The organism is Methylocystis sp. (assembly GCF_051062815.1).
Taxonomy (GTDB): domain Bacteria; phylum Pseudomonadota; class Alphaproteobacteria; order Rhizobiales; family Beijerinckiaceae; genus Methylocystis.
Map to the genome: position 1 here is coordinate 1 of NZ_JBPFDU010000046.1, position 16,232 is coordinate 16,232.

Consider the following 16,232-nt stretch of genomic DNA (forward strand, 5'->3'; position numbering starts at 1 on the left):
CGGACTTTATGAGGTCGACTACCGTGTGCTGGCGACGGATGGCGCGATCGTCGAGGGCGCGTTTCCCTTCATCGTCGAGCCTTCGCTCTCCGCCTGAGCAGGTTCCGAAAAAGTTGACAGACTTTTTCGATGAGAACCTGCTCCACCATTTTGATTTGAGCGAGTCCTTATCGATCACATGATTTCATGTGATCGGGACGCGCTCTAAGGCTGGCGCAGTTCCGGTCCGGGACGTCTGGAGAGCGCCCGCCAGGCGCCGGCGAGGCCAAGGGCGATGGTGACGGCGAGAGTGGCGAGCGAGATCAGCGCCATGGTCCAAGGCGGGAAGCCGAAATCGATCTTCATCAGGATCGTCGTCATCGCGTAGGCGGCGGCGGATCCTGCGGCGACCGCGATCAGGGAGGCGGCGAGGCCGACCAGCCCAAATTCCAGAGCATAGGCTGTGGCCAGCCAGAAGCGGGTGGCGCCGAGAGTCTTCAAAACCACCGAGTCGTGCAGCCTTGCGCGCTGGCCGCTTGCGAGCGCGCTCGCAAGCGCCAGCACCGCAGTGACAATGGCGAGACCGGCCGCGGCGCGCGCGGCCAGCGCCAACTGTCCGGCGATCTTGTCGATCGCCGCCAGCGCGTCCTTGACGCGCACGGAAACGATGCTCGGAAAGCGTTTCGCCGTCTCGCGCGCGAGCCGCGCGTCCCTGGCGTCGCGCGCCGCGACCGATGGCGCGCCATACGCCACGGTGAAGAGCTCGGTGTAGGGCGCCCCGGCAAAAACATTGGGCGAAAACACCATGATGAAGTTGATGGCGTAACTGCGCCAATCCACCCGGCGCAGATTGGCGACCTGCGCTGTCACCTCCCTGCCGAGCACATTGACTCGGATCGAATCGCCGATGGTCAGGCCCAATCCTTCGGCGACCTTCTGCTCAAGCGACACGAGCGGCGGACCGACGTAATTCGCCGGCCACCATTCGCCTTCGGCGAGCGTGGAGTTCGCCGGAATTGTGGGGGAAAAGGTCACGCCGCGGTCGCCCTCGAGCGCCCATTTGGCGTCGTCGGCCACGGCGGTCTTGTCGATAGCCGCGTCTTTCACGGCGACGATGCGCCCCCGCATCATCGGCACGTGTTCGATGCGCGCGCCGGGCGCCTCGGCCGAGAGGAAATCGGCAAAAGCCTCAGTTTGCGCCTTCGGCACGTCGATGAAGTAGAAGTTGGGAATCTCGCCGGCGTCGGCCCGCGCCAACTCGTTGTGAATCGCGCCTTCAACCAGCACGAGCGAAATGAGCAGCGTTTGCGTCAGGCCGATGGAGATCATCAGCGCCGGCGTCAGGCTTTTCGGCCGCCAGATATTGGCGAGCGCGAACCGCAGCCGCGCATCGCGCGAACGCGGAAGCCCGCGGGCCAGTCGCATGGCGACCCATGCCGCGCCGCGCAGCAGGGCGAAGGCCGCGACAGCGGCGGCGACATAGGCCGCGCCGAGCTTCAGGTCGAAAGACGTGGCCATGACGAGGGCGGCGAGCGCAATCGCCGCGGCCCCTGCGCCGGCGCGATAGCGGGCGAGAGTCGCGCCCCGCGGATCGTCGCGCAGCAACGCCGCTACGGGAACTTCATGCGCGCGGCCCAAAGGAACGAGCGCAAAGATCAGGACGACGAGCAGCCCGTACAGAGCCCCATAGAGCGCGCCTTGCGCGTCGAGCGACGCCGATACGGGGAGATCGGCGAGATCGCGCAGCGCTTGCGCCGCTCCCCAGGGGATCGCCGCGCCGGCGACGAGCCCCAGCAGGATGGCGAAAGACGCCGCCGCCAGAACCTGGGCAAGGGCGATCCTGAAGACCCGAGAACCCTCGGCGCCGAGCGCCTTGAGAATGGCGAATTGCGCACGCTTGCGCTCGACGAAGCCCTGTACGGCGTTCGCGACGCCGGCGCCGCCGGCGACAAGCGCGGTGAGCGCAACGAGGGTGAGCAGTTGCGCGAACCGGTCGAGATTGCGTGAGAACTGCGGCGAGACGGCGTCCCGCGTGCGCGACTCCCATCCGGCTTGCGGAAAGGCGTTCGCGGCGTCGGCGGCGAACGCCTTGACGTCGGCGTCAGCGCCGCCGCGCAGCGTGACGCGGATGACATGCCGGACGATCGAGCCCGGCGTCGCCAGTTCCGCGCCTGAGAGCGCGGCGCGCGTCATCATGACGCGCGGCCCAAAGCCAATTCCGCCCGCGAGCTTGTCGGGTTCGCTGCGCAGAATTGCGCGCAGCGAAAAGCGCGAAACGCCGATCATCACGGCGTCGCCGAGCTTGGCGTCGAGGCGCGCGAGCAGCATCGGATCGACCGCGACGCCCGGCAGCCCGTTTCGTTCCTCCAGCGCCTCGGCCAAGGGCATGTCGGGATCGAGCGCGACCGCGCCGAAAGTTGGATAAGTCGCCGGATCGACGGCTTTGATCTCCACCAGCGCGGCCTCGCCGTCGTCGCGCCGCGCCATCGCCCGCATCAGCGAAATTTCGGATAGCCGCCCGCGCGCCTCGAAGAAGGCGCGTTGCTCTGGCGAAAACTCCCGCGAGACGAGGCTGAAGGAGGCGTCGCCGCCCAGGATCGTTCGGCCCTCCCGCGCGAGGCCCTGCGCCAGGGAACGTGAAAGGCCGGAGACGCCGGAGATCGCGGCGACGCCGATGACGATGCAGGCGATGAAGACCCCAAACCCGCGCGGGTCGCCGAGCAGGTCGCGCAGGGCGAAGCGCAATGCGAAGGGCAGGGCGACGAAGCGCATCGGCTTCATGACGGCGCCCGCTCGCTCGCCTCGATGCGGCCCGAGCGCAGCAGAACGCGTCGGCTGCAGCGTGCGGCGAGCGCGGGATCATGGGTGACGAGCACAAGCGTCGCCCCGCGGCGCCGTTGTTGCGCGAAAATGAGTTCGATCACCGCGGCGCCGGTCTCCGAATCGAGATTGCCCGTGGGCTCGTCCGCCGCGAGAATCAGCGGGTCGGGCGCGAGCGCGCGGGCGAGCGCCACCCTCTGCTGCTCGCCTCCCGAAAGCTGAGCTGGATAGTGGGCCAGGCGCTCAGCCAGCCCGACCGCCGCAAGCTCGGTCTCGGCGCGTGCGAAAGCGTCTGATTTCCCGGCAAGTTCCAGTGGAATGGCGACATTCTCCAGCGCCGTCATGGTGGGGATCAGCTGGAAAGACTGGAAGACGATCCCTATGTTTTCTCCGCGGAAACGCGCCAGCGCGTCTTCCGAAAGGGCGCCAAGATCGCGCCCGTCAATCCTGACGCTTCCGGCGTCTGGCCGCTCCAGTCCAGCGAGGGTCATGAGCAAAGTCGATTTGCCCGAGCCGGAGGGCCCCAAAAGAGCGACGGTTTCGCCCTGCGCGACGCTCAGGCTGACAGTCTTGAGCACATGCACGCGGGCGGCGCCTTCGCCGAGCGTGAGATCAACCCCTTCAACTTCGATGACTTGTCGCCGCACGGAGCAAAACCTTGATAGATGCGCCGCATTCGACGCCCACAGTCCAGTCGCCTTATTGCGCTTTCCGCCGTTCTCTCCAAGCCGCGGCTCTCGCGTCCTTGGCCCTGTTGACCATGGCGCTGACATCCGCGCGCGCCGAACCCGTGCGCATCCTGGCGTTTGGCGACAGCCTGACGGCGGGACCCGGCATCGACGCTACAGATTCGCTTCCGGCGCAGCTCAAGAGACGCCTGAGCGAGGACGGATATAACGTCGAGGTCGTCCAAGGGGGCGTTTCCGGCGACACGACGACGACCGGGCTCGCGCGCCTCGACTATACCCTTGGCGCCGGGCCGTTCGACATCGCCGTCGTCGAACTCGGCGCGAATGACATGTTGAACGGGCATGATCCGAAAATGACGCGCGCCAATCTCGATCGGATTCTTGCGACGTTAAAGCAGAAAGGCGTTCGCCCGGTGCTGACGGCGATGGTCTCGAGCGCGAATCACGGGCAAGCTTACAAGAAGGAATTCGATTCGGTTTATCCGGATCTTGCCGCCAAACATGAGGCGCCGCTTGTGCCCTTTATCTTGGAAGGCGTCTGGGGCTCGCCCGCGCTCCTCATTTCGGACGGCGTGCATCCCAACGCCGCTGGCGTGGCGAAGATCGTCAAAAAGATCGCGCCCTTTGTTGAAAGAACGCTCGTTTCCATGGGGGCGCGTAGGAATTCGCGCGCGCAATGAGGCTGCGCGATCCCGCTTGGGGAGGATGTCATGCCCAGACTGTTTACGGCCCTGGAGATTCCCCGCTCAATCGCCGAAAGCCTCGCGCGCCTGCGCGGCGGAATCCCCGGCGGCCGCTGGATCGACGTTGAGAATTATCATGTCACCTTGCGCTTCATCGGCGACGTCGACGACGCTTTCGCGCGCGACGCGGCGAATGCGCTCTCCTTCATCCGCCGTCCGGAAGTCACCGTCACCTTCGACCAGCTGACGTCGTTTGGCGGCGACAAGCCCCGGGCGATCGTGGCGCGCGCGCGGCCGGAGCCGAGTCTCATGGACATGCAGGCGGAACAGGAGCGGCTGTTGCGCCGGCTGGGCGCGCCGCCCGAGCCGCGCAAATTCATCCCGCATGTGACGCTCGCGCGTCTGCGCGGCGCCAGCGCCGGCGCCGTCGCCGCCTATCTCGGCGCGCGCGGCTATTTCCCGCCGCTGCGCTTCACCGCGGAGCGCTTCGTGCTCTATTCGTCGCGCGATTCCGTGGGGGGCGGCCCTTACGTCGTCGAGGCGGAATATCCGCTGCTTGTGGCGCCGCAAGCGCTGACAGGAACGGCGGGAGGTTAAAGTGCGCGCAGAAGCGGGTAAATAATTGCAGGAGTTCAAAAGAACCGCTTAGTGTGCTCGCGAACGAAAGGTCGCCGATTTGGCCGAGGCGCCCGAAAGTCCGATCCTGCAGCTGCTTCGCGACATGCGCGCGGAAATGGCCACCAAGGATGACCTGGCGGAGATAGTCGCTGAATCGCGCGCCTTGCGCGCCGATATCGCCTCGGATCTGATGTCGCTCGACGCCAAAATCGATGCAACGCGCACGGACCTAAGCGAGCAGATTGTCGGATTCCGCCGAGCGGTGATCGAATATCATACGTCCGCGATCGGCGACGGCGTCCTTATCAGCGAACTTTAAGCGCGTCTTCGGCGGGTCGAGCAGCATCTCAACCTTCATCAGGACATTCTTTAGATTCGGCCGGAGGATGCGACGCCCTTCATTCCTGCGCCGGCGCCATACTTTGAGCGCTCGCACGACCCTTCTCGACGATTTCCGCCAAGGAAGGGTCTTTCGCCAGCGCTTCGGCGATCAATCGGTCGGACGCGGTCTCGATCTCCGTCGAGAGCTTGTCGAAAAAAGCGCGCGGCTCCATGCCCGGCGCGATCAGCGGCAGGAACTCGATCACGACGGTTCCCGGCCGGACGAGGAACGACCGGCGCGGCCAAAACAGCCCGGAATTCACGGCGACGGGAAGCACCGGCGTTTCAGTCGCCGCGTAAAGATGCGCGATGCCGAATTTATATTGCGGCGGGGCGCCGGCCGGGCGGCGCGTGCCTTCGGGAAAAATGAAGAGCTGCCGTCCCTGGGCGAAAATCTTCTTCGATTTGGCGATCAGCTGCGGCAGCAGCTTGCCGCCCTTGGCGCGATCGATGGCGATCTGCTCGGCCGCCAGCAGGTACCAGCCGAAAAAAGGCAGCCAGATCAGTTCGTGCTTCAGAATATAGCTGAAGTCCGGAAACCTGATCGGCAGAACGAAGGTCTCCCAGATCGACTGATGTTTGCAGGCCACGATCACCGCGCCTTTGGGGATATTCTCGAGACCTCGCCAGTCGATCTTCGCGCCGCAGATTTTGTCGAGCAGCCAGAGCGTCGTGCGCCCCCAGGTGCGTCCAAGCTCCTGGTTGATCTGGCGCCGCATCATCAGGCCTGGCAGCCAGACGATCATGAGCGTGAACATGTTCAGGAAGAACACGATCTGGAAAATGAGGGAGCGCAGGAGGAGCATTGGCGAGATCTGGGCGAAGGGGCGTGGCGCGCTTTTACGGCGCCGAGAGGCGTTGAAACAAGATTTCACTCAGATGCGACGCTGTGGCGAAGCTGCGGGGGAGGTTCCGACCCCTCGTATTCCTTGAAAAACTTGGTGCGCAGCAGCGATCCTACGTATTTCATATATTCCTTCCCGACAAAACGGGCGACGCGCAGATCGCTGATCCAGTCGGCGACGTCGATATGTTCGCTGACGACTGGAAAGGGATAGAGCTCGACCTTCGGCAAGGCGGCTGAGATTTCGGCCAGCGCACGCGGCATGTGGTAGTTCGAGGTGACGATAATGAGCGTGCGGGTGATATTGTGCGCGCGCGCCCAATCGCGCGTCTCTTTGGCGTTGCCGGCGGTGTCGAGCGCCTGGTAGCCGAGGTCGACGCAGCAATCGAAGAGCTCTCGCGACACGGGCAGTATTTTCGCCAGCAAGGAGCTGCGGGTAGAGCGATTGACGCCGGTGATCAGCATGCGTCGCGCCTGCCCGCTGGCGAGAAGGGTCGCCGCGTCGAGCACGCGATCCGAGCCGCCGGTCAGCGCGACCACGCCTTCCGCCTGCACCGGAATGGAGAACTCCTCTCGCGGCAGCGACAGCGCGAAGCCGACAAAACCCAACAGGAGCGCCGTGGCGAGAAAAGCGCCGCCAGCGAGGATCGCGCAGGCGGCCTTGCGGACGGCGCTACCCATTCTTCACTCCCTGGCGTGCGGGGGTCGTCAATCGTGGAGTCCTTCGCCCATGCTTCCTGACCAGAACGCGCGCGAGGCGCGATTCTGACACGACTATAGGGGTATTTCTGCGCCGATGTTATCGGGGCGGCCGATTTGGGCGAATGCGCTTAACCGAGCCGCTGCAGGTGGCGCAGCACAATGAACTGCGAGAGATAGCCGGTCAGCGCGGCGACGCCGCCAGCGAGCAGAAAGATGACGACAAAGCCGCTCGCGCCAATTGTGAAATCGCCGAACATGGCCTCCATCTGATCGCCGCCGCCCGTGGCGCGCCACCGCTGCGCGAAGAACTGCGCCAGGGCGAAAAAGGCGATGGCGCCGCCGCCGCCGATCAGCGCGCCGCGCAATCCCAACGCCATGAAGCGATGCTGAAATTCGCGCGAGATGAACGAGTCGGCCGCGCCAACGATATGGAGCACTTCCACGATTTCGCGGTTTGTCGCGACGGCGGCGCGGGTGGCCGAGGCCACGGCGACGGCCATGGCCGCGAGGATAAAAACGAAGATGAGGGCGGCGACTGCCACGGCTGCGCGCGCCATATCGCCGAGACGCTCGATGAAGACATGATGATCGTCGAGCACGGCGTTAGGAACGGCGCGTTCAAGCTCCATGCGCAACTTGTCGAGATCCGCCCGATTTTCGGCATCGAGCTTCAGCACGATCATGCGGGGGGTGGGCAGTTCAGAGAGATTCAGGCCCTCGCCGAGCCACGGCGTCAGCAGCGCCTCGGATTCAGACTTGGCGTAGACTCGCACTTCCCGCACGCCGGGCGTTCGCCGCATCGCCTCCGCCGCATCCCTAACATCGGCCTCGACGTTGCGGCCGGGGACGGGACGCACCTGCACGGTCGCTTCGCGCGCGACGTCGCTGCGCCATTCGACGCTCGCATCGGCGACGAGAATGGCGACGTTAGCGGCGAGCGCGGCGAGGAACGTCATGATCGCGATGACGATGACCAGCGAGCGGCCGGCGACGGAATCGGCGGGCACGAGCGCGCTTTGCGACGGAATCTCTTCGGCGTCTTCATCGACGTCGGACGCGGCCGGGCGAATCGAGGACCAAAATCGCATCAGGGCCATCGTCTGCTCATTCGAAGATGTGAAGCCGCCCGTCGGCAAGCACAAGACGCCGCGCATCTTCATACTGGTCCATGAGGCTCAAGTCATGAGTGGCGATAATGACGGCGGTTCCGGATCGGTGGAGCTCGATGAAGAGGCGCAGGATCCGGCGTGCGAGAGTCGGGTCGACATTGCCCGTCGGTTCGTCGGCCAGCAGCAGTTTGGGTTGCGAAATCAGCGCGCGGGCGATCGCCGCGCGCTGCTTCTCGCCGCCCGAAAGGATGGTTGGGAACGCATGCGCGCGCTCGCCGAGGCCCACCCAGCGCAATAGTTCGACCACCTCGGCGCGATAGGTCGACTCCTCGCGGCCGAGCACGCGCAAGGGCAGGGCGACGTTTTCGTAAAGCGTCAGATGATCCAGAAGGCGGAAGTCCTGGAAGACGACGCCGATTTTGCGGCGCGTCGCCGCGACGTCTTCATTGCTGAGCGCCGCCGTGTCCTTGCCGAAGATGTTGATCAACCCGCGCGTCGGCCGCAGCGCCATGATGATCAATCGCATCAAGGTGGTCTTGCCTGCGCCTGACGGGCCGGTCAGGAACTGGAAAGAACGCGGTTCGATCTGGAAATTCACGTCTCGGAGCGTTTCGGCGCCGACGCCATAGCGCAAGCCGACATTCTCGAAGGTCAACACGACGCCGTCTCTCCCTAAAGATGGCCCCAACGGCGGGGGTTCGAATGACGCTCGGGACGGATGCGCGACGCGCGACAATAGCAGTTCATCGCTGCTTAACCATAATCACTCTTAACGATCTCTTATCTTAGGACCTTTTGGCGTGCGACCGTACTTTGGCGCCGCCGATCGACGGCGTCGCCGTCTCCGCCTGACCGACCGGTCAGCGATCTTCCAGAGGCAATACGAAGCTGAAGATGGTCCCGCCCCCGGGGTTGGGCTCGGCCCAGATCTTCCCGTTATGCGCTTCGACGATCGAGCGCGAAATGGAGAGGCCGACGCCCAGACCGTGCGGCTTGGTCGTCGTGAACTGCTCGAAGAGCCTGTCTTTGATCTCCTCGGGCAATCCAGGACCGGTGTCCGTGACATCGGCGCGAATGAAGTTGCCCTCAACCAGGCGAGTCGACACCTTCATCTCGCGTCGCTTGCAGTTCTGCATCGCCTCGACGGCGTTACGCTTAAGATTGACGACGACCTGCTGAATCTGAACTTTGTTGATCACCACCGTGTCCGGCGACGCTTCAAGATCGATCGCGGTTTTGACTTGATGTTCCTTGGCGAGCGCATCGGTGAATTCGCAGGCGGTTCGGATGACGGCGTTCAGACTTTGGGGAGCTTTCAAGGTCTCTCCGCGCGCGATGAACTGGCGAAGATTGTCCATGATTTCAGCGACGCGGAAGACTTGCGCATCGGCGTTGTCCAACATCTCCTCGACTTTCTCGATCGAGAGGACTTTTTCGTTCAGACGCCGACGCGCGAAATTGAGGTAGGCGCCGATCGCCGTCAAAGGCTGCTTGAGCTCATGCGCCAATCCGGTCGCCATATTCTCAATCAACTCAAGGCGGTTCGCCTGAAGCTCCTGAACCCCCTGCTCAAAGCTGCGCCTGGAGCTGAGATCGCGGACCAAAGCGATAAAAAGTCGTTCTCCGTCGCAGGCGACTTCGCTGACGACAAGCTCCACGGGAAAGACGGAGCCGTCCTCGCGCAGGCCTTCGATCCGTCGGCGAATGCTTGGCGTTCCCCGCCGCGAATAGTCGCGGCGGCGTTGGTTCGCCTCCGCCGTCAGCATGCCAAAATCCCGTCCGATGACGTCGCCAGGCGCATAGCCGAACAGCGACGCCGCCTCCGCGCTGATCGACCGCACCGCGCCGTGCTCGTCGATCGCTATGATTCCGTCGAAGGCGGCGTTCATCATCGCCGGGAGATCAGGGCGTCCTTCGCCGTCCGCCACGCTTGGCGCGAGTGGGGCGTCTCGAGGGCTGAGGGAACGCATACGTTCTCCCCGGGGGCGCTCGGCGCGCGCCGCTCGCAGCCCCAACTCGCGGTAGCTAGGCGCTTGCGGGACGAGTTCAAGCCCAATACCCCTGAGCCATGCGCATTTTCAACGTCCGAGAAATGGCCTAAGCAGACGCCATGTCGCCGCCACAAGCTCCAGCGCCGCTGTTCCTTCTCAACGCACGGCTGATCGATCCGGGCTCGGGGCGCGAAATGCGCGGCGGTCTGGTGACGATGGACGGCGTCATCGCCGAGCTCGGCGAATCCGTTCGACAGGGCGACGCTCCCGAAGGCGCGCGCGCCATCGATTGCGCCGGCGACGTCGTCGCGCCAGGCCTCATCGACATGCAGGCCTTCGTCGGCGAGCCGGGGGCGGAACATCGCGAAACCATCGCCAGCGCGACTCTCGCGGCCGCGGCGGGCGGCGTGACGACAATCGTATCGACCGCGGCGACGCTGCCGCCCGTCGACGATCCCGCGGTGGTCGATTTCGTTCTGCGCCGTGCGCGCGACACCGGACGCGTCCGCGTCGCCCCGATGGCGGCGCTCACCAGAGGCCGTGAGGGCAGGGAGATCGCCGAGCTGGGGCTGCTGCAGCAGGCCGGCGCGGTCGCGTTCTGCGACGGCGCGCGCTCGGTGCGAAGCGCGCTCGTCATGCGGCGAGCGCTCACCTATGCGCGCGATTTTGATGCGCTCGTCATTCATTTCGCCGAAGACCCCGACCTTTCCGTCGGCGTCATGAACGAAGGCGAATTTGCGCATCGGCTCGGCCTATCCGGCGCGCCGCGTGAAGCAGAGGCGATCATGCTCGATCGCGACTTGCGGCTCGTCGCGCTGACCGGCGCGCGCTATCACTCGGCGATCGTGACGACGACGCTTGCGTTGGACGCGTTGCGCAGAGTCAAGGACGAGGGCTTGGCCGTCACCTGCGGGACCTCGATCAATCATCTGACGCTGAACGAGAACGACATCGGCGACTATCGCACCTTCCTCAAGCTCAGACCGCCGTTGCGCCATGAGGATGAACGTAGGGCGCTCGTTGGCGCGCTCGGCGAAGGGCTGATCGACGTCATCGTGTCCGACCATGATCCGCAGGACGTCGAAACCAAACGGCTGCCCTTCGCCGAAGCCGAATATGGGGCGATCGGCGTCGAGACGATGCTCGCGGCGGGGCTTCGGCTCGTGCATTCGGGCGACATCACGCTGACGCGCCTGCTCGAGGCGATGACATCGCGCCCGGCGGAAATTCTGGGACTGCCGCAGGGCAGGCTGCAAAAAGGCGCCCCGGCGGACATCGTCCGCTTCGATCCGGACGCGCCTTTCGTCGTCGATCCCGCCGCGCTCCACTCGCGCTCCAAGAACACCCCGTTCGATGGGGCGCTGCTGCAGGGCGTGGTCAAGACGACCGTCGTCGGGGGCGCAGTCGTCTACGAAGAATAGGCTCCAGGCGGGGACGGTGATCGATCGAGGTTCCGTCGGGCGCTTTTTCGCCGGTCGCTTGCGCCTCATCCCAGTCCGAGGGCGAACTTATGTCGCGCCTTGAGCGCCTGGGTGCTGAGCCAGACCGCAGCTCCAGCCCCAATGAAATGAGCAAGAAGCAAGTTAAAGTTCGCCATTAAGATGAAGACGTCTAGCGCGCGCACGATCCTGTCCGGATCGGTAATGGCGATCCCCGGCGGCTGCGACACGGTCTTGGCGACAAGCAGGGCGATGCTCAAGCCGACGCCGATGAACGAGACCATAGAGCCGAGCACATTGACAATCGAACCTGCGCCGAGAAACCACAACGCCGCTGGCTGATCGGCGGCGAGCATGCTCGCCGGGTCGCGCATCAGCCTGCCGGAGGCGATCGTCGAAAAGAGATCCAGGAACAGCGAAGCTAATAGGAGTCCCAGTCCGAAATACCCCCAATGGATCGGATCGCTGACCCAGACGGTGGAGCTGATCGATTGGCCAACCGCGCCAAAGGCGAGGAGCGGGGCGGTCAGGAACGCCAGGATGAAATCCAGCCAGAATCCGATCCAACCCATGAGGCGGATGCGACGGCCAAGATCCTGCCCGACCAGAGTCGATTCCGGCGAGAGCGCCAACGCCCTCCTTTGCGGCGCGGTGGCGACAAGCGCCGTGGATGTCGCGCGCCGCGCCGGTCCGGCTAATGCGACGAATCCCAGATATGCGACCAATCCGGCCGGGAGCACGAAGGCGGCGATCAGGTTCATTGCGCGTGCGACGTCGGCGAAGTCCGGATCCGCCAGACCCGGCGATCCGGCCGAGAATCCCACGACGTCAAACGAAGCGCCGCTGAAAATCGCTTCGAATCCGCTGCTGACGACGAGCAGGCCCGCGGCCGCATAGACGAATTGGCGCAGCGGATAGGCGGCGAACCGCCTCCACGTTGGGCTGACGCTGAAAGGGTAATTCGGAAACCAGGCGCGCCACAGATATTGAGCGGCGAGCAGGACGACGATCAGCGCGGCGAAGTTCAGCGCGAGATTTGTGAGCGGACCGCCGAACGACGGCTCCCAGAGCCGCACTCCCCACGCGGCGAGGGAAAGCAAGGCGAAGAGGGCGGCGAACGCCCAATCGACCGGATCATCGAAGAAATCGTAGCGCAATTTTTGAAGCCGCATTTACGCCCCGCCACACAACCAGTTGGCGCGCGCGGCGGCGATTTCAACGCGCAGCGCTTTAGTCGCGGCCGCGCTGCAAGGGACGACCCGAGACGGTCACTTGCGCCGGAACGGGAATGGCCAATTGTATCTTCCGCTGGAAACGCAAGGACGTCGTGGTCGACGTCAATACGGTGGGCGAAACGACGCCGGTGATTACGGAAGTGACCTGTCATTCCGGATGTCGTTGATCTCTCTGCCGCAAACCGACACTTCGCGCTGCGATGAGATGGACAACGCGACGGGAAATCGCGCACGCGCTGTTTCGGTCGAGCCCGCGAGAGCGGCGCGAGGCCGGACATCCGGCGTCTGGCCCGTTATCCGCGGAACGAATTCACGCGTTCGCACGTTAGCCCAAGCGAACGGATGAGAGATTTATTTTGGGCGCCCGATAATCTCGGCGCCAAAGGCATTGGGGCTGGGCAGGGCGACAAGAACAGATATTTCGCGAAACCCATATTTCGTGGAGTGCGGATTATGAAACGCGCACATGCTTTCAACAGCTCCCTCCTCGCACTGAGCCTTGCTTTCGCTGGAATTCCTACGAGTTCGCGCGCGCAGGCGTTGAAATCCAACGAAACGATAAAGACCGAATATCAATATGCCGCCAAGGTCGTCTGTTCGCTGCTGGTTCCACATCAGGACGGGACTTTGGCGAAGGGCGTCTATCGGACAATCGTCAACATCCATAATCCGACCAGGAAGCGCTTCGCCATCGCCGCGAAAGTGGCGCTGGCGACGGAATTCGGGTCGGACCCCGGTCCGTTCAGCGTCACGCCGTTCAAGAAGGCCGAACTTCAGGCCGACGGCGCGACGGAACTGAATTGTTTCGATATCGCGGGCTATTTCTGCCCGATCAACGGCGTGTGCGTCGATTTCGCATTTCTTGAGGGGTTCGTGGTGATCAAGAGTCCCGAACCGTTGGACGTGGTCGGAGTTTACACCGCCCGCCACTCCAATGGCGAGGTGGAAACCATGGACGTCGATGCGGTTCAAGAGCGCCGGCTCAGAGAAGAGGTCCTGGTGACTACGCCGGAGCCCAAATCCGAGATCAAGAGACACATGGACTTCCCGCCCAAAGGAAGCCCTGCGTTCCGCGGCAAGGAGCAGCCGAAATAGAGGCCGGCGCATGTTTGCAGCGTGTGCCACGCCATATGTCCCCTGGAATAACGCGCGGCTATCGCGCAACGCGATACGGCCGGTGACTCGGTCGGCCCGGATCGCCCAGGGCCAGGCGCGCCCCTTGAAGAATTCCGCCAATAGCCGTAAAGGCTCGCCGCGCGCGAGCGACGGGCTCGTGACCACTCGGAACGAGGATCATGGCCAAGGAAAAGTTTTCACGCACGAAGCCGCACTGCAACATTGGGACGATTGGGCACGTCGACCATGGCAAGACGTCTTTGACGGCGGCGATCACCAAGGTTCTGGCGGAGACGGGCGGCGCGACCTTTACGGCCTATGACCAGATCGACAAGGCGCCGGAAGAGAAGGCGCGCGGCATCACGATTTCGACGGCGCATGTCGAATATGAGACGCAGAACCGCCATTACGCCCATGTCGACTGCCCCGGCCACGCCGACTATGTGAAGAACATGATCACCGGCGCGGCGCAGATGGACGGCGCGATCCTGGTGGTCTCGGCCGCCGACGGCCCGATGCCGCAGACGCGCGAGCACATCCTGCTGGCCCGCCAGGTCGGCGTGCCGGCGCTCGTCGTGTTCCTGAACAAGGTCGACATGGTCGACGACCCGGAGCTTCTCGAACTCGTCGAGCTCGAAGTGCGCGAGCTTCTGTCGAAATATGAGTTCCCCGGCGACGACATTCCGATCGTCAAGGGTTCGGCGCTGTGCGCGCTCGAGGGCAAGAACCCCGAGATCGGCCATGACGCGATCCTGAAGCTGATGCAGGAAGTCGACAAATATATTCCGCAGCCTGAGCGGCCGAAGGATCAGCCGTTCCTGATGCCGGTCGAGGACGTGTTCTCGATTTCGGGCCGCGGCACGGTGGTGACGGGGCGCATCGAGCGCGGCGTTGTGAAGGTCGGCGAGGAAGTCGAGATCGTCGGCATCCGCCCGACGACCAAGACGACGGTGACCGGCGTCGAGATGTTCCGCAAGCTCTTGGATCAGGGCGAGGCGGGCGACAATGTCGGCTGCCTGCTGCGCGGCACGAAGCGCGAGGACGTCGAGCGCGGCCAGGTGCTGTGCAAGCCGGGTTCGGTGAAGCCGCACACCAAGTTCAAGGCCGAGGCGTATATCCTCACCAAAGAGGAGGGCGGTCGCCACACGCCGTTCTTCACCAATTATCGTCCGCAATTCTACTTCCGCACGACGGACGTGACCGGGATCGTCACGCTTCCCGACGGCGTCGAGATGGTGATGCCGGGCGACAATGTGACGATGGACGTGGTGCTGATCGTGCCGATCGCCATGGAGGAGAAGCTGCGCTTCGCCATCCGCGAAGGCGGCAGAACGGTCGGCGCCGGCGTCGTCGCCAGCATCATCGAGTAATGTGAGGACGTCGGGGAGGGGCCGGGCGGCGTCCTCCCCGCTACTGGACAGCGACCCTCAAAGGATGGGGGTCGACCGCCCCAAAAGTATTCGATCTGCCTTTCAAATTGATGGAAGAGCTTGGAGACATCAGCCTCGTAGCCAATTCTCCACGCGCAGCCCCGGCGCGCGATCGAAGGCGGCGTCGTTCGTCACCAGCGCCAACCCCAGAGACCGCGCATGCGCGGCGATAAAGAGATCGTTCGCGCCGAGCGGCGATCCCATCCTTTCGAGTTCGGCGCGTAACTGCCCGTAATGCGCCGCCGCTTCGTCGTAGGGGGCCACCCCGATACAGGCGACAAAGTCCCGCAACGCGGCGTCGAGCGCCGCGCTTCGCTTTTTTTCGGCGCCGAACAGCAGTTCGCTTAACGTGATCGCCGAGAGGCACATGCGTCCCGCCTCGGCGTCAAACTTGTCGAGCACATGCGCGTCGCGGCGCTTAATGACAGCGCTGCAAATATTCGTGTCGAGCATATAGCGCATTCAAAAAATGGCGTCGTCGTCGAGCAGGGGCTGCGAGGGACGTTCGAAATCGGGGAAGGGCGGATGCCGTTTCGCCCATTCGCTAAATCTCTTGCCCGCAGGCGACACGATGCGCGAGTCGCCGACGACGACGATTTCCACTTCCTTGACGGTATCAGGAAAGGCGACGGCTTTCGGCAGGCGCACCGCTTGTGTCCGATTGTTTTGAAATATGGTCGTTGCGACAGTGGTCATTTTCGCCTCACAGCCACGTATATCCAATAGGGATATACGCTGCATCGGCGCAGCGTCAAGATATGCATCGTCGCCGGCGTCGTCGACGCTGAAGCATTGTAAAAGTAAAAGGGCGGCAGCCGCGCTCTTACCCCTTTGTTTTCGGACCCGCGCCCAATGAAACCCGCCGTCATCAAAGTCGAACAGACGCACCGGCGCTGGGCGACCATGTCGATCGCCACCATCCGCATGCCGCACGGAAAACTGATCCTGCGCGACGTGGAGGATCACGGCTGCGCGGCAGCCGTGCTGCCCTACGATCCCGCGCGCAAGACGGCGCTGCTCGTCGAGCAGCTGCGCGCGCCGCTACTAGTGGCGGTCGGCGCGACGCATTCGCTCGAAGCGATCGCCGGTCTTGTCGAGGGCGAGGATGACGCGGCGGCCACGGCAAAGCGCGAGGCGCTCGAAGAAGGCGGATTGCGGCTCGGCGCGCTCGAACATGTCGCGACCGCCTGGTCGAT

The 16,232-nt window shown here is 64.0% G+C and carries 17 protein-coding genes; 7 read left to right on the forward strand and 10 right to left on the reverse strand.

Annotated elements, in window-relative coordinates; all coding sequences use genetic code 11:
* Positions 1-204: 204 nt before the first annotated feature.
* Together ACR65W_RS07270 and ACR65W_RS07275 are read right to left on the reverse strand one after the other, a co-directional pair.
* Positions 205-2,760, reverse strand: coding sequence for an ABC transporter permease (locus ACR65W_RS07270; protein ID WP_434499279.1), 2,556 nt, complete (start codon positions 2,758-2,760; stop codon positions 205-207).
* Positions 2,757-3,446: an ABC transporter ATP-binding protein gene (locus ACR65W_RS07275; protein WP_434499280.1), complete on the reverse strand. Its 690-nt coding sequence runs from the start codon at positions 3,444-3,446 to the stop codon at positions 2,757-2,759. Before ACR65W_RS07275 ends, ACR65W_RS07270 begins: the two co-directional genes overlap by 4 nt.
* Positions 3,447-3,559: 113 nt before the next feature.
* Here ACR65W_RS07275 and ACR65W_RS07280 point away from each other — a divergent pair, with 113 nt between their 5' ends.
* The 3 genes from ACR65W_RS07280 to ACR65W_RS07290 all read left to right on the forward strand — a co-directional run bounded on the left by ACR65W_RS07280 (position 3,560) and on the right by ACR65W_RS07290 (position 5,108).
* A complete protein-coding gene (locus ACR65W_RS07280) occupies positions 3,560-4,168 on the forward strand; it encodes an arylesterase (RefSeq protein ID WP_434499281.1) in 609 nt (202 codons plus the stop codon).
* A gap of 30 nt (positions 4,169-4,198) precedes the next feature.
* The gene (gene thpR / locus ACR65W_RS07285; protein ID WP_434499282.1) at positions 4,199-4,768 is read left to right on the forward strand and encodes an RNA 2',3'-cyclic phosphodiesterase; all 570 of its coding nucleotides are present in this window, start codon (positions 4,199-4,201) and stop codon (positions 4,766-4,768) included.
* 79 nt (positions 4,769-4,847) lie between these two features.
* The gene (locus ACR65W_RS07290) at positions 4,848-5,108 is read left to right on the forward strand and encodes a hypothetical protein (protein WP_434499284.1); all 261 of its coding nucleotides are present in this window, start codon (positions 4,848-4,850) and stop codon (positions 5,106-5,108) included.
* Positions 5,109-5,187: 79 nt separating this feature from the next.
* On the opposite strand, the gene ACR65W_RS07295 is transcribed toward ACR65W_RS07290, so the two are convergent.
* From ACR65W_RS07295 to ACR65W_RS07315, 5 genes are all read right to left on the reverse strand, one after another.
* Positions 5,188-5,976 carry a lysophospholipid acyltransferase family protein gene (locus ACR65W_RS07295; RefSeq protein WP_434499285.1) on the reverse strand — a complete coding sequence of 263 codons (789 nt, stop codon included), beginning with the start codon at positions 5,974-5,976 and terminating at the stop codon, positions 5,188-5,190.
* A gap of 65 nt (positions 5,977-6,041) precedes the next feature.
* Positions 6,042-6,695, reverse strand: a complete 654-nt coding sequence (locus tag ACR65W_RS07300) for a YdcF family protein (protein WP_434499286.1) — start codon at positions 6,693-6,695, stop codon at positions 6,042-6,044.
* 149 nt (positions 6,696-6,844) lie between these two features.
* Positions 6,845-7,804: a cell division protein FtsX gene (locus tag ACR65W_RS07305; protein ID WP_434499287.1), complete on the reverse strand. Its 960-nt coding sequence runs from the start codon at positions 7,802-7,804 to the stop codon at positions 6,845-6,847.
* Positions 7,805-7,820: 16 nt separating this feature from the next.
* Entirely contained in the window at positions 7,821-8,483 is a 663-nt protein-coding gene (ftsE, locus tag ACR65W_RS07310; protein ID WP_434499288.1) for a cell division ATP-binding protein FtsE, read from the reverse strand.
* 202 nt (positions 8,484-8,685) lie between these two features.
* Positions 8,686-9,795, reverse strand: a complete 1,110-nt coding sequence (locus tag ACR65W_RS07315) for a two-component system sensor histidine kinase NtrB (protein WP_434499289.1) — start codon at positions 9,793-9,795, stop codon at positions 8,686-8,688.
* A gap of 140 nt (positions 9,796-9,935) precedes the next feature.
* Here ACR65W_RS07315 and pyrC point away from each other — a divergent pair, with 140 nt between their 5' ends.
* Complete coding sequence (gene pyrC, locus ACR65W_RS07320; protein ID WP_434499290.1) at positions 9,936-11,237, forward strand: dihydroorotase; 1,302 nt, start codon at positions 9,936-9,938, stop codon at positions 11,235-11,237.
* Between the two features lie 65 nt (positions 11,238-11,302).
* Here pyrC and ACR65W_RS07325 read toward each other — a convergent pair whose 3' ends face one another.
* On the reverse strand, positions 11,303-12,427 hold the full coding sequence (locus ACR65W_RS07325; RefSeq protein WP_434499291.1) for a DUF3611 family protein: 1,125 nt from the start codon (positions 12,425-12,427) through the stop codon (positions 11,303-11,305).
* Positions 12,428-12,943: 516 nt separating this feature from the next.
* Between ACR65W_RS07325 and ACR65W_RS07330 the strand changes: the two genes are divergently transcribed.
* The gene (locus ACR65W_RS07330) at positions 12,944-13,585 is read left to right on the forward strand and encodes a hypothetical protein (protein ID WP_434499292.1); all 642 of its coding nucleotides are present in this window, start codon (positions 12,944-12,946) and stop codon (positions 13,583-13,585) included.
* A gap of 200 nt (positions 13,586-13,785) precedes the next feature.
* Positions 13,786-14,976 (forward strand): elongation factor Tu, encoded by a 1,191-nt coding sequence (tuf, locus tag ACR65W_RS07335; RefSeq protein ID WP_434502457.1) that lies wholly within the window; start codon positions 13,786-13,788, stop codon positions 14,974-14,976.
* A 129-nt stretch (positions 14,977-15,105) separates the two neighbouring features.
* On the opposite strand, the gene ACR65W_RS07340 is transcribed toward tuf, so the two are convergent.
* Together ACR65W_RS07340 and vapB are read right to left on the reverse strand one after the other, a co-directional pair.
* The gene (locus tag ACR65W_RS07340; RefSeq protein ID WP_434499296.1) at positions 15,106-15,498 is read right to left on the reverse strand and encodes a PIN domain-containing protein; all 393 of its coding nucleotides are present in this window, start codon (positions 15,496-15,498) and stop codon (positions 15,106-15,108) included.
* Complete coding sequence (gene vapB, locus ACR65W_RS07345) at positions 15,499-15,732, reverse strand: type II toxin-antitoxin system VapB family antitoxin (RefSeq protein WP_434499297.1); 234 nt, start codon at positions 15,730-15,732, stop codon at positions 15,499-15,501.
* A gap of 156 nt (positions 15,733-15,888) precedes the next feature.
* Between vapB and ACR65W_RS07350 the strand changes: the two genes are divergently transcribed.
* Positions 15,889-16,232: NUDIX domain-containing protein (locus ACR65W_RS07350; protein ID WP_434502459.1), on the forward strand; the 344-nt coding region annotated here is incomplete at its 3' end.